Source organism: Nocardia puris (assembly GCF_036051655.1).
GTDB classification, from domain to species: Bacteria; Actinomycetota; Actinomycetes; order Mycobacteriales; family Mycobacteriaceae; genus Nocardia; species Nocardia puris.
In genome coordinates, this window is record NZ_CP107943.1 from 4,116,578 (window position 1) to 4,129,346 (window position 12,769).

The following is a 12,769-nucleotide window of genomic DNA, read 5'->3' on the forward strand; positions in this document are numbered from 1 at the left end:
CGAGTTACACCATTTCTGGACAGACCCAAAGATCGAGGTTAGCTGTATGAGGCCATGACGTTGGTGACGCCGGTGTCGAGGCGGCTGGCCGGGGGTCGGTCGCCGGCAGCAGTATGCGGCCGATGGTAGTTGTAGTGGACGTTCCAGATCCCGAGGGCCTCGCTGCGCTGCCGTTCGGAGGTCCATTCGCGGGCGTAGAGGAATTCCTCGGCCAGGATCCGGTTGTAGCGTTCCACCTTCCCGTTGTGGCGGGGCGTGTAGGGCTTGATGCGCTGGTGGCGGGCACCGTGCAGCACGGTCGCGAAGTCGTGGGCTCGGTAGCAGGACCCGTTGTCGGTGACGATCCGTTCGATGAACCTGATGCCGTGAGCAGCGAAGAACGCCCGGGCGCGGTGAGTGAATCCGATTGCTGTAGCAGCTTTCTCGTCGGTGAGTGCTTCGGTGTAGGCCAGTCTGGAGTAGCCGTCCACCGCTGAGTGGAGGTAGACGTATCCGGCTCGCGCGCCCTTCTTCTTGGCGCGGCCGACGGTTCTGGCTTGCGCTGATCCTTTGCCGTGGACGCGCCAGCCACCACCGTCGGGGATCCGTCCGACCTTCTTCACGTCCAGATGCATCATGTGACCGGGCCGGCGGGCTGTGATCCGGCGTGGTCTCCGGTTGTTCTCGCCGTTCGGGTCGATGAACCGGCGCCGGTGCAGTCCCAGGTGCTTCAACTGCCGGCCGACGGTCCGCACAGCGATCTCGACATCGTCGGTGGCGAGTTCGGTGGTGATCCGACGGGCGGACCACTTCTTGTCCCGCCGCAGCTTCTCGATCCGCACCACGACTTCTGGTCGGGTGGCCCTCGGTTGGTGGTGCGGAACGCTGGAGCGGTCCTGCAACCCGGCCTCACCGAACTGACGGTGACGGTTGACCCACTTCGATGCGCATTGCCGCGAGATGCCCATCTCGGCGGCGACATGGGCGATCGGGCGGGTTCGGCAGCGTTGCACGAGACGGCGGCGGCCTTCGATCGACAGCGGGGCATTACGGTGGGTCACGGACGGATCTTTCGGCTGGGGCGGATGGGGGATTGGCGTTTTCCATCCTGCCGCCGGGAGATCCGTCCCCCTTCAGCTCACCCCTGCCCCAGCGTCAACAACCTCATGACCCGCAACAGTTAGCGCAACCAATTACCAATACGGCAGAGAACAGTAGAACCTCCGTTCCAGCCGCGAAACGATGCGCCTTAGAAACGCCGTTCTTCTTCACCATTCTTGCATGGTTCATCATTGGGTAGTAATCTCCGAGTCGGGGCCGACGGGAAATCATACTGAAGGTTTCAGAATGGGTCCATCAGCCGATTGGGGGGGCGGGCAGGGAGATGCGGCACCTCGCCTCATCGGATTCGCGAATACCACAAATTGCGCGATAGCGGGTTTTGCCGAATAGGTCGAGCGCCCATTAGGGAACAAGTTCGGGCGGGATCAGTACTATCGTCGTTCCATGACCACCGATGAAGCCTCCGAGCGTTCGTACGCGCCGCTCACTGAGGAGCACCTTCGCCGTCTCGCCGAACTGGCACGTACAGACCGTGCAGACCTCTTCCGGCGCAAGGCACACCTTCGCGTCCTGGCGGATCGCGTTCTCCTGGTCGCCCTCTGTCAGGGCGCGGCGCTGCACTGGATCGACGGGAGGACCGGCGTGAAGGACCTCGATGTCTTCACCTTCTACGCCCGACACCCAGACCAGGCGTACCCGCGTCGGAGAAAGATGGGCGACTTCGGCCCGTCCGTGCTCGGGCGCCACCCAAACGACATCGGCTACGCGGGGCGGCATGTTGACTTCATGGGTAGGGACCTCGACGTCCCCGCAGATGCCGATCCCGTGGAAGCGATACGTTCATACCTCCGCGGCCGGCGTACGGCAACGGCCCGTCATCTCTCGCAGAGGGCAGTCGTGGTAGTCGAGCCGGACTACCTTCTCGGTCAGGTCATTTGGCCGGAGTAGATAAGATCAGCGGCGGCTCAGGTTCGGCGGGTCGGCCAGCGTCCAAGATGATGTCTGAGGCCTTGAAGATCGCCCTGACAGATTCGTCCGAGGGCTTCTGGCCAGACATTCACTCTATATACGCCCGGCTTACCGACGCCATGTCCGGGGTCTGAGGTCGTCGCCAGCAGATCAGAGCGGCGGTGAGGTCGAGGAATCCTTGATGGATGTCGGTGCGACGTTCACAGCGGGTGGCCAGGCGCCGGTCTTGGTGTTGCATGGCCAGGGTTTGCTCCACGATCCAGCGGTCGGCAGTGACCTTGTCGCGGGTTCCTCGTCGTGGGATGTAGGCGGTGTTCCGTCGGTGCTCGAGCTCGTCGTGGACCCGCGGATAGTCGTAGCCCTTGTTCGCGATCAGGGTCGTGATCTTCTGCCGTGGCCGGCAGGGACGTCCCCCAGCGGTCGTACTCGGTCGAGCAGTTCGGGCAGCACCAGGTGGTCGTTGATGTTGGCCGCTGATTGCACGACCGCGAGCGGGAGTCCGTTGCCGCAGGTCAGGATGTGGTGTTTCGTTCCGGGTCTTGCGGCGGTCGACCGGGCTGGGCCCGGTGTCGGCGCCCCCTTTTCGCCCGCACGTGCGAGCCGTCCGGGATGACGCGGTCGAAATCGATTAATCCCGCCCGGTGGCAGTGGGCGAGGATCGCGGTGTGCATGGCCTCGAAGACCCCGGCGGTCTGCCAGTCGCGTAACCGGCGCCAGCAGGTCATGCCGGACCCGAATCCCAGTTCCTGGGGCAGGTCCTCCCACCCGATGCCGGTGATCGGCACGAACAGAATCCCTTGCAGACAAGCCGATCGTTCATCCGTGCCGGTCCCGGTGTTCCCGGTGCCTTGACCGGCAGTAGCGGCTCGATCACTGCCCACAGCTGGTCATCCACGATCCACGGCGCTGCCACAGCCAAACATCCTGCACCACAACAGGACTCATCGCCACCCGACAGGACCTGTTAGGAATTCTTACGCCGGCTACGGCACGCGCTTGTCGTACGAACAGTCGATACCGGAGACTCGTTCGGCCGCCGGATACTGAGAGCCGCTGCACCACAGTATCTCTCAGATGGGTTGAATCGACATGCGACTGCGCGTATCGGCGCTTCCGGTCTTACGACGCATGCATAGGGTTCGTGTGACGGATCGCCGTCGACTCATCAATCGTCGGCTGCGCAGATCGAGTGCGTACGCGCGCTCCCTTCCGACTGTGCTGTCACTGGTCGCAGCAGCGTTGATAGCGGCGTGCACTTCGGCAACCCAGCCGGATGCAGAGTCTTCCGCCGGGGGCCCGCTCCAGTCTCAGGATAACTGCCAGTTCTACTCAATAAATCCTTCGATCGAGACCGTTGTTGCCGACTACGCGGCGTTCAATCGAATCAAGCACACCGACAGGGGTGTTGAGGAACACGAAATCCCGGCCAAAACTGAACGTGACCTGATGTGGATGGGGCTGGTGGACAACCCGAGCTTTCCGGGAGATGGAGCACCGAGCCGCAACGTCCTACAAACAATGCCGGAGCATGCGGCACGAGACTTCGGACGATCGTACTGCGGCGACCTCATCGACGGCTACATCCGCTACATGTCGTCCCTGCAACCGGATCAGTACGGAGTTCTCGATCAGCAGGCGCTGCAGACACTACGTAACTATCCGGTCGCTCCTCTGACAGATGCCCTTCTGTATTGTGCCGATTCGCGGTTGCGAGCGAATGATTCGCGCACACCATGGATAACCGATAACCTGGCACCGGAACAGAGGGAATGGTTGGAGGAATACGACTCCCTCGTACACGCGACCGTGTGTTCACGGTCCCTCCGATAAGACTGCGAACTGGAAGTGAATAGCGTGCATCTGTGCGGGTCGCGGACCGGTCACCGGTCGAATCGAAGCACGGCCTCGGGTGAAGGCAAGAGGAACGATACGTTCATCGACGACGAAATCTCCATCAGAGAAGTTGTCTCAATCGTGGCCGGTCCCCGATAACGTGACCACCCGGAATCAGAGCCCGGTGAGTTCGTTCCGGTTCAGTTGATGCCGCAGCCCATCGGGTGATGGGTATGCGTGCAGGCCGCAGCGTGCTCGGCCGGCGTCCGGTAGCCCAGCGCCGAATGCCGGTGTCGACGGTTGTGGTCGTCTTTGAAGTCGCCGATCACCACCCGCGCTTCGAGCAGGCTGGTCCAGTGGTTGTGGATCAAGCACTCCGCCCGCAATCTGCGGTTGAACGATTCGACGAACCCGTTGTTCCACGGCGTACCGGGCGGAATGTAGACGATCCCGACCTTGTCAGCGCAAAACTGTTGCAGGGCTACGGAAATCATCTCTGGACCGTTGTCCATCCGGAGCGCCCGCGGTGCCCCTGCTCGGGCGGTGAACACGCGATCGAGTTCGGTGACGAGCCGTTCGACGGTGATCGAGCGCTCCACGATGTGCAACAGCGACTCGCGGGTGTGCTCGTCGATCATCGACGCGATCTTCACTGCCCGCCCATCGACAGTGGAGTCGAACTGAAAATCCAACGCCTACAACACCTTCCGCGCATCCGCGGCCATCGCCGGCGCCGACGAACAACCCGCCCGTTACCGCGGCGAATGGGCTCGCACCAGCAAGCCCTCTTCCCGCCAGAGCCGGTGTACCTTCTTCGTGTTCACCTCGCTGCCCTCGTCGAACCTCAGTCCCGCCCACGCCTGCCGGAACCCATGGCCTGGGTTTCACCGCGTAGGAGCGAAGCCATGCCCGTAAACCGGCGTCTGGATTGGCCGGTGTCGCCGCGATCGGTCGCCGCCGATATGTGGCGCGATGCAGCCCAACAACTTTGCACGCGAACCGCTCTGACATGCTCATGACTTCACGAAGCATGTCAGTAGCTCGCCGCTTGGCAGCCGGCCCTAGAATTTGCCCTTCGCGATCTCTCGCACAAGCCGTTTGCGGACATCGCTGGCGACTGCCGCAGCTACTGATGTCGCGCCGTTGGAACCTGTTGCAGTAGAATGCAATTCGTCGATCACATGCGCCCGTCCGGTTGACATCAACCCACCCGCTAACTAAATTTCATACTCTCTAACACAAACTTTCGTCACTTTTGTCGTGAATCCGTGTTCAAGTCCCCTCTCGCGCACAGATCCACGTCATACGTGCCGGATTTCCGTGCCACGTGTTAGAGGGCCCTTTGACACGCGAGGTATGACCTGTGGAAACGACCCTTGACCTGCGACGATTGTTGGCAGATCTGCCGGATTCCGGCCCGTCGGCGACGTTCGGAGGGTTTGCTGGCGGCGGTGATCGCCGGTGATCCCGCCCGTCATACCATCCGGACTCCGCTGCTGGGCCGCGCCGCCCAGCGCTCGCCGGTGCTGTCGCCAGTTCTGGTTCGGGCCGCTGATCCCGCCATCGTGTACGGGCTGTGCACGGTCGGTGAGGCGGGCCGGATCGCCGACAAGCATTGCTTCACCGCGTTGGGATGGCTCCCCGGCACGCGCCTGTCGCTGACCTGCCTGAACTCCGGCACCGTGTTGGCCCAGGTATCACCTGATGGCCCAGTCGCGATAACGGCCGGTCACTTCTTTCGCGTTCCTCACCGCTTGCGGCGCCGGGTCGGGCTGTCTGTCGGTGACCGCCCACTGCTCGTCGGGCATCCTCGCCACGGGTTGCTGTGTCCGCAAAGCGACCGTCGAGCGCGCGGAATCCGGGTGAACTCGGGGAGCCGGAGGACATCACCCCGAGAGGTTGCGAACTTCTCGGTTCGGGTCGTCGGCCGTGGTAATGAGGTCCAACGGCATGGGGCTGCTGCACAGTTCCTGGGCGTCTTCACGCGAGAGGCCAAGTGCGACAAGGATAGTGACGGTCATCGCATCTACGGTCGCGGCGCAATCCCGGTCGGGTTGTTGGAGCAGCAGGCGGCCGAGGCCGAGTAGTGATCCGGTCACCAGCGCCATGGCCAGGGCGATGTCCTCGACGGTGAATCGTCCGGCGCGCGTCGCGGCGGTGATGTCTCGCGCGGCGCGCGGCGCGAGACCGTGCTCGGATTCGATCAGCGAGGCGCCGGAGTTGATCAGGACCCGGCTCAGATCGGGCTGTAGCCGGAACAGCCTGCCGACGATCCGGAAGGACTTGGCGAAGATCTCCGCTGGATCGGCGAGGTCGGCCGTGAGCGCGTCGAGGTAGGCGCCCAATGATTCCAGCGCGCTGTCGACCGCCGCGACGAACAGTTCTTCCTTGCTGTCGAAATGGTTGTAGAACGAGCCCATTCCCACGTCCGCGGCCTGCGTGATCTCGAGAATCGGCGCGTTGAGCCTGCCCTCGGCGATGAAGCGTTGCCCGGCCGCGATCAAGGCCGCGCGGGTGCGAGCTTTGCGGCGTTCGAGCCTGTTCGCTGCGGGGGACATCGTCGTCGGTCAACCTTCTGGCGGTAGAGGCGCTGGACTGCCGTGATCCTAGTCCACCTTCAAATCTGACGAATCGCTCAGAACTCTTGACTGAACGAATAGTCATAGTTGACGATATCGTCAGTAATCTTCGAGCGCTGAGGAGGAGGCGAGATGTCGGTAGGCCACAGCGACACCCATCGCGACTTGCACGTCGACCAGGGCGCCTTGCCGGGCGAGCACACCGGCCGTACCAGGAGCCCGATCATCAAGGTCGCTGACCTCGCCTGGCTCGAGTTCGGCAAGCCCGACCTGCCGAAGGCTGAAGCGTTCGCGCTGGCATTCGGGTTCTCGGTCGCCTACCGCAGCTCGGAGGAGATGCACCTGCGCGGCACGCAGGCGGGCACGCCGTGCGTGATCGTCCGCAAGGCGGGGCGCTCCCACTTCGCGGGCGCGGCGTTTCAGGCCGCCGAGGGGTCCGACCTGCTCAGGCTCGCCGAGGCGACAGGTCATCGAGTGCGACGGCTACCAGAGAGCATCGGCGGCATGGGCGTCACCTTGCACGATCCGGGTGGTGGGACCGTACGGGTCGTGGCGGGCGCGCATCGGCTGCCGGAGCTGCCGGGCCAGCCCGCACGCCCACTCAACGTCGGTGCGTCTACCGCGCGGATCAACGCGGCGCAACGGCCTCCGCGTGCGCCGGCCCGCGTCGAGCGGCTCGGCCATGTCGTGCTCGCGCGCACCCGCTTCCTCGAGAACCTGAACTGGTATCTGGAACATCTCGGCCTGATCGTGAGCGATTTCCTGTATTTCGACCGACAGCGCGAACGCGGGCCGGTGATGGCCTTCATCCGCTGCGACCGCGGGACCACGCCGACCGACCATCACACCCTCGCCATGACGCTCGGCCCCTCGGATCGTTACGTGCATTCGGCGTATCAGGTGTGCGACCTCGACGCGCTCGCGGCCGGTGGCGAGTTTCTGGCCGAGCGTGGCTATCGCCGGTCCTGGGGAATCGGACGGCATATCCAGGGCAGTCAGATCTTCGACTACTGGCGCGATCCCGACGGTTTCCTCGTCGAGCACTTCAGCGACGGCGACATGTTCGACAGCTCACTGGAACCGGGCTGGGCACCGATGACGGCCTCTGGACTGGCGCAGTGGGGCCCACCGGTGACCAAGGACTTCCTCGGCATCGCACCGAGTCGCAACTCGCTGCAGGAACTCCGCTCCATCTTCTCGTCGCTACACCGAGACAACGAATTCGACGCCCAGCGCTTGCGGGGCCTTCTGAAAGTAGCCGGCTCATGAGCATTTCCGTGGTGCGCACCATCGACGCATGGTGGGTGCTGACCCCAGACGGGGCTGTCCGAATCGACAGCGAGGCCGCGACCACCGGTGAACTGCTGGCCGACCGCGCCGCGATCGAAGCGGCTCGCCACGGCAGGGGCACCACGCCGGTGGAGACCCTGGCGCTGCTCTCCCCGGTGACCGCACCGTGCCGGGTGGTCGCGCAGATGACCAATTATGTTTCGCACGTGCGGGATTCGGGGATGAACCCGGCGACCGTTCCGCTGACATTCTTCCGCAAATCGTCCGGATCCATCAGCGGTCCGGAGGACGACATCGTCAAACCGGCGCACGTGCGGTTGCTGGACTACGAGATCGAGATCGGGCTCGTCATCGGCGCGCCGCTGCCCGTCGGCACCGCACTCGACGAGTCGAACATCGAAGCCTTCATCGCCGGCCTGGTCATCACCGACGATGTCTCCGCCCGTGACGTCCAACTACCCAAAACCCAGTTCTACGAGGGCAAGTCCTATCCCACCTTCACACCGGTCGGCCCGGTGTTGCTGCTGCTCGAAGCAGGCGAGTTCGACAGATTCCACGATCTGTGCCTGACATTGCGCGTCAATGGCCGAGTACGCCAGCACAGCACGGTGGCAGACATGATCTACGGCCCACTCGAAACCCTGCGCGCCCTGACCGGATTCCAGCGCATGGACGCGGGCGACCTGCTGCTCACCGGCACCCCGGGCGGCACCGCCTTGAAGGCGCCCGCCAAACCCATCGAGATCCTCGGGTCACTGATCCCGCCCGCGCTCAAGTGGAAGATCTTCTTCGCCAAGCAGGCATCGAACCCGGACTACCTGCACGACGGCGATGTGCTGGAGCTGACGGTCTCGACACCGGACGGCGCGATCGACCTCGGCGTTCAGCGCACAAGGGTGCGGTATGAGCGGTGAGCGAGGCCGGATCGAGCACTACCCGGTCGTGATCGTCGGGGCGGGCCCGACCGGCATGACCGCCGCATTGTTGTTGGCGCGGTACGGCATCGAGTGCCTGATCCTCGATCGCCGGGACGAGGTGTACCCGCGGCCGCGGGCAGTGCACCTCGATGACGAGGTATACCGCATACTGGCCGACCTCGGGCTCGGCGACGAGTTCGCGGGGATCTCCCGACCCGGCCTCGGCCTCCGGCTGGTCGACGCCACCATCGCCACGTTCGCGGAATTCCGCCGCGACCCCGACCGGATGCGGCACGGATTCCCGCAGGCCAACATGTTCGACCAGCCCGATCTCGAGCGGTTGCTGCGGTCGAGACTGGAGGCGACGGAGGGCGTGCGGATCCGGGGCGGGTGCGAAGTGCTCGATGTGGCGAACCTGCGTGATCGCGTTCGCGTGCTGTTTCGCGATGCCGAGACAGACGAACGTCACGCTGTCACAGCGGACTTCGTTCTCGGCTGCGACGGCGCCAACAGCGTCGTGCGCGCGTCGATGGGGTCACGGATGCGCGACCTGGGTTTCGCGCAGCGGTGGCTGGTGGTCGACATCGCCACCGGTGCCGATCTCGGGCGGTGGGAGGGCGTCCACCAGGTGTGCGATCCCGAACGCGCCGCGACGTACATGCGCATCGGCGCGTCACGCTACCGCTGGGAGTTCCGTCTCCGGGACAACGAATCCGCGGATCAGTACGCCACGCTCGACACCCTCGAGCCGCTCGTGTCCCCCTGGTTGAGAGGTGTGAGAGATCCCGAGCTGACGCTGATCCGGTCCGCCGAGTACACCTTTTGCGCCCGCGTGGTCGACCGATGGCGGGACCGCAGGATCTTTCTGCTCGGTGACGCCGCGCATCTCACGCCGCCATTCATCGGGCAGGGTTTGGGCGCCGGTCTCCGTGACGCCCAGAATCTGATCTGGAAGCTGGTCGCCGTCCTGCGCGCGGAACTGCCGGACGCCGCCCTCGATACCTATCAGTCCGAACGTAAACCGCACGTGACCTCGATGATCGGTCTGGCTGTCGTCGTCGGAAGGGTGATGGCGAGCGGGGCGGCGGGGGAGATGGCCCGCACGCACCTGTGGCCGCTCCTCGGCCACGTCCCGGTCATCGGCTCCGCGGTCACTGACAGCGTCACACCGCGCCTGTCTCGGTCGATGTTCGTTGCGCGACGGGGATCTCGGCCGTTCGACCTGGCGGGATCGCTGTGTCCGAACTGCGTCGTCGACCACGGCACGCGGATCGACGAGATCGCCGCCGGGGGCTTTCTCTTTGTCGCGGTCACCCCGCTCACCCGCGAACAGCGGACCGAACTCGATCGGCGCGGCGCCGCGATCCTGGTAGTACCGGCCTCCTCCGAGCTCGGCGAATGGCTGCGCCGCGGGCGTGCGAGCGCCGCGATCGTGCGACCGGACAAGACCGTGCTGGCGGCTTCCCGATCGATCTCCTCCCTGCACACCCGTGTACCGAGCTGCCCGGCTCTGTCCAGCAAGTCCACGCACAGGAGTTCCCATGGCGGTTGACATTCCATCCTGCGGTATCGCGCGAGAATCTCGTTCAGTATCGAAGCGATTCTCGGTCCGTATCCGCACTACGCGGCATTGCGCGCGGCCGGCCCGGTGGTAGGGGTACCGGGCCAGCGCGTCTTCGCGAACTTCCGATGCGCCGGGTGCAAGGCGATCTGCGGCATGGACTGAGCCGCGGCGGATCAGCATGTGAGGTCGGGGGCTCGGGTCGGTACTCTCTGTCCGGTGACCGATGCGACCGGCCTGATGCGGATGATTCTGGTCGATCCCGACCAACCTTTCCCCGCTGTCGAGCTCGCGGATCCGACCGGACTGGTCGCGGTGGGTGGGGATCTGTCGCCGGAGCGGCTGCTGAGCGCCTACTCCGCCGGCATCTTTCCCTGGTACAACCCCGGCGAGACGATCCACTGGTACTGCCCGCATCCGCGCAGTGTGCTGGTGCCGACCGATCTGCGGGTGACCAGGTCCTATCGCCGGTCCGTCGCCCATGCCGACTACACGGTGACCATGGATCGCGCGTTCGCCGAGGTGATGGCGCAGTGCGCCGCGCCGCGCGCCGATGACGACGGGACCTGGATCGGCCCCGACATGATGGCGGCCTATCTTCGGTTGCACCACCTCGGTCATGCGCACTCGGTGGAGGTGTGGCGCGACGGTGATCTCCTCGGCGGGCTCTACGGCGTCGCCCGCGGCCGCAGCTTCGCGGGCGAGTCGATGTTCTCGCGCGCCCGTGACGCCTCCAAGATCGCGCTCTACTGGCTCTGCGCCCAGCTGGCCGCCTGGGATTTCCCCCTCATCGACTGCCAGATGACCACCGGCCACCTCACGTCCCTCGGCGCGATCGAACTCTCCAGGGCGGACTACTTGCATGTGCACAGCCGAGCAGTCGCCCGTCCGGGTCTCATCGGTGCCTGGGAGTTCGAGATCCCGGTTCCCGACTCTCCCGACCACTTACCGGAATGAACCGATGCGGCAGATCGGTCGGCGCAGTGGTGATCCGTTCGCGTCCCGGCGAGTTCGAGCAAGTCGCCGACGAGGGTCGTGACCGAATGTGAGCGACTCGCACACCCCGATATCGACGTCGTCGTCGATCCGAACGACGTCCCCGACCGACCGACCACCGAGCAAGGCGCGGCGCGCCTTGCCCTGCTCGCTCGCGCCGCCGCACACCTCGGCAACAAGCGAGTGACGCTGCGATTCCACACCGCACCCGACCGCGATTCGGGGCACCGACGCGCTAACCGCCGTTCGCACCGCGCGCACCGCTGCGCGGCACGGCCCCGCGGAGCGAGACCTGTCGGCGCACCGACGACGAGTCCGAGCCACGGTCGCAGCTTGTCGTGCGGCGCGAGGGTGCGTACCGCCACGGCAGATCCGGTGCGCGGAGTTCGATCAGCGACCTCCGTCTCCTCGACATCGGTGGCGCCGGGCGCCCGGATGACGTCGGATGATCGCATCCGGCACGGTTCGCGGACATCGCCCGGCCCGAGCACTTCGAATTCGGCGTCGCCGATGACGGTGAGGTCGACCTCGGCGCCGACCGTGGTGTTCCCGCGCAGCCGGGCACCGCCTTCGGTGCCGAAGAGAAGGCGGCGGTGGCGCTGTCTCGCGAAGTCGGTGGGTCACCCGGGACAGTCACTCAGCGGGCCGGGACATCCGTCCATGCCGCGACCCGCGCGGAGCCACGCGGTTCAACGTTCGTCCGGGTAGCCCCACTCCAGATCGATCTTCGCCTCGGGCGCGACGCCGAGAATGGCCGCGGTGACATCACGCTCGAAGGTCTTGCTCCACTCCGCGAATCCCCGCACGATGATCGGCCCGTGCTCGCTGCACGCCTTGACCCAAGGTGGGTCGTGGAACACGCCGATGCACATCCACGAGTCGATCCCGTGGTCGTTCAACACCTTCTGCACCGCGACCTCGACGGCGTCGGCTTCGTCCGGGGAGGCGAGCTTCTCGATGTACAGCGATAGATGAATGTTCACGGACACAGGCGAAACTGTACGGGCTCCACCATTTTCGTGTGCGTCGAGACCTTCCCCTGATCCCTGACGGTCCTGTGCCCGGAGGTGCACGGCAATTCCGGGTGGGCCTTTGCGGCGCAGCGGACCAATCCCGCGAGGGCCGCGTGGTGGCCGAACGTGTTACGGGTTTCGCCGAGCCGGGAGATGACCATCTGCCGGTCGCCCCCGACGTCACGGTTGGTGGCGATGGGGCCAGTTCGCCGAATTAGGTGGGTGCGGATGGTACGTCGCCGATGGCGTTGCCGGCGGCCCAGCGGGCTCGGGCGCTGATGTTCTTCGCGGTGTCGAACTGGGTGATCGGTGCGGGGTCGGCTCGACTCCGACGTACGGAAACGCGTCGGCGAGGGCGGGATTACCCGGATTCGGAAAGAGCTCGACGATGGCGACGGACTCTTGCGAGCCGAATGCGAGCGCCGCGGCGGAAGTCCGCAGGTCGGCCTTCACCTCGGCGATCTTCTCGTCGAACGTGGCGAGCGGTCCGGGGCCGCCCACGAAGTACTCACCGGTAACCTCACCAGCGATTATAACGATCCCATAACGCCCAATATGAGGGGCACTCAT

The 12,769-nt window shown here is 65.0% G+C and carries 12 protein-coding genes; 6 read left to right on the forward strand and 6 right to left on the reverse strand.

Translation table 11 applies throughout. The annotated features are described in order from the left end of the window. Positions 1-38: 38 nt before the first annotated feature. Positions 39-1,040 carry an IS481 family transposase gene (locus OHB21_RS18915; protein WP_328435373.1) on the reverse strand — a complete coding sequence of 334 codons (1,002 nt, stop codon included), beginning with the start codon at positions 1,038-1,040 and terminating at the stop codon, positions 39-41. 445 nt (positions 1,041-1,485) lie between these two features. On the opposite strand from OHB21_RS18915, the gene OHB21_RS18920 reads away from it, so the two are divergent. Continuing rightward, the gene (locus OHB21_RS18920; RefSeq protein ID WP_328435374.1) at positions 1,486-1,989 is read left to right on the forward strand and encodes a hypothetical protein; all 504 of its coding nucleotides are present in this window, start codon (positions 1,486-1,488) and stop codon (positions 1,987-1,989) included. Positions 1,990-2,382: 393 nt separating this feature from the next. Here the strand turns inward: OHB21_RS18920 and OHB21_RS37545 are convergent, their stop codons facing one another. Further along, positions 2,383-2,529 (reverse strand): hypothetical protein, encoded by a 147-nt coding sequence (locus tag OHB21_RS37545; RefSeq protein ID WP_407675250.1) that lies wholly within the window; start codon positions 2,527-2,529, stop codon positions 2,383-2,385. Beyond that, a complete protein-coding gene (locus tag OHB21_RS18925; protein ID WP_328435376.1) occupies positions 2,523-2,891 on the reverse strand; it encodes a transposase in 369 nt (122 codons plus the stop codon). Before OHB21_RS18925 ends, OHB21_RS37545 begins: the two co-directional genes overlap by 7 nt. 334 nt (positions 2,892-3,225) lie before the next feature. Here OHB21_RS18925 and OHB21_RS18930 point away from each other — a divergent pair, with 334 nt between their 5' ends. Next, positions 3,226-3,840 (forward strand): hypothetical protein, encoded by a 615-nt coding sequence (locus tag OHB21_RS18930; protein WP_328435377.1) that lies wholly within the window; start codon positions 3,226-3,228, stop codon positions 3,838-3,840. Between the two features lie 203 nt (positions 3,841-4,043). On the opposite strand, the gene OHB21_RS18935 is transcribed toward OHB21_RS18930, so the two are convergent. Next, positions 4,044-4,496 carry a transposase gene (locus OHB21_RS18935; RefSeq protein ID WP_407674975.1) on the reverse strand — a complete coding sequence of 151 codons (453 nt, stop codon included), beginning with the start codon at positions 4,494-4,496 and terminating at the stop codon, positions 4,044-4,046. 1,233 nt (positions 4,497-5,729) lie between these two features. After that, positions 5,730-6,401 carry a TetR/AcrR family transcriptional regulator gene (locus OHB21_RS18940; protein WP_195125694.1) on the reverse strand — a complete coding sequence of 224 codons (672 nt, stop codon included), beginning with the start codon at positions 6,399-6,401 and terminating at the stop codon, positions 5,730-5,732. A 153-nt stretch (positions 6,402-6,554) separates the two neighbouring features. Between OHB21_RS18940 and OHB21_RS18945 the strand changes: the two genes are divergently transcribed. The 4 genes from OHB21_RS18945 to aat all read left to right on the forward strand — a co-directional run bounded on the left by OHB21_RS18945 (position 6,555) and on the right by aat (position 11,147). Next, positions 6,555-7,691 (forward strand): VOC family protein, encoded by a 1,137-nt coding sequence (locus OHB21_RS18945; RefSeq protein WP_067508518.1) that lies wholly within the window; start codon positions 6,555-6,557, stop codon positions 7,689-7,691. Continuing rightward, positions 7,688-8,626, forward strand: a complete 939-nt coding sequence (locus OHB21_RS18950) for a fumarylacetoacetate hydrolase family protein (protein WP_067508517.1) — start codon at positions 7,688-7,690, stop codon at positions 8,624-8,626. Before OHB21_RS18945 ends, OHB21_RS18950 begins: the two co-directional genes overlap by 4 nt. Further along, entirely contained in the window at positions 8,616-10,181 is a 1,566-nt protein-coding gene (gene mhpA, locus OHB21_RS18955; protein ID WP_195125695.1) for a bifunctional 3-(3-hydroxy-phenyl)propionate/3-hydroxycinnamic acid hydroxylase MhpA, read from the forward strand. Before OHB21_RS18950 ends, mhpA begins: the two co-directional genes overlap by 11 nt. A 228-nt stretch (positions 10,182-10,409) precedes the next feature. Next, positions 10,410-11,147: a leucyl/phenylalanyl-tRNA--protein transferase gene (gene aat, locus OHB21_RS18960; RefSeq protein ID WP_232331727.1), complete on the forward strand. Its 738-nt coding sequence runs from the start codon at positions 10,410-10,412 to the stop codon at positions 11,145-11,147. Between the two features lie 728 nt (positions 11,148-11,875). Here aat and OHB21_RS18965 read toward each other — a convergent pair. Beyond that, positions 11,876-12,175 (reverse strand): hypothetical protein, encoded by a 300-nt coding sequence (locus OHB21_RS18965; RefSeq protein ID WP_067508511.1) that lies wholly within the window; start codon positions 12,173-12,175, stop codon positions 11,876-11,878. Between the last annotated feature and the right edge of the window lie 594 nt (positions 12,176-12,769).

Coding starts and splice junctions, on each gene's coding strand:
- OHB21_RS18920 (WP_328435374.1), top strand. CDS start 1,486: ATGACCACCGATGAAGCCTCCGAGCGTTCGTACGCGCCGCTCACTGAG.
- OHB21_RS18940 (WP_195125694.1), bottom strand. CDS start 6,401: ATGTCCCCCGCAGCGAACAGGCTCGAACGCCGCAAAGCTCGCACCCGC.
- OHB21_RS18945 (WP_067508518.1), top strand. CDS start 6,555: ATGTCGGTAGGCCACAGCGACACCCATCGCGACTTGCACGTCGACCAG.
- OHB21_RS18950 (WP_067508517.1), top strand. CDS start 7,688: ATGAGCATTTCCGTGGTGCGCACCATCGACGCATGGTGGGTGCTGACC.
- mhpA (WP_195125695.1), top strand. CDS start 8,616: ATGAGCGGTGAGCGAGGCCGGATCGAGCACTACCCGGTCGTGATCGTC.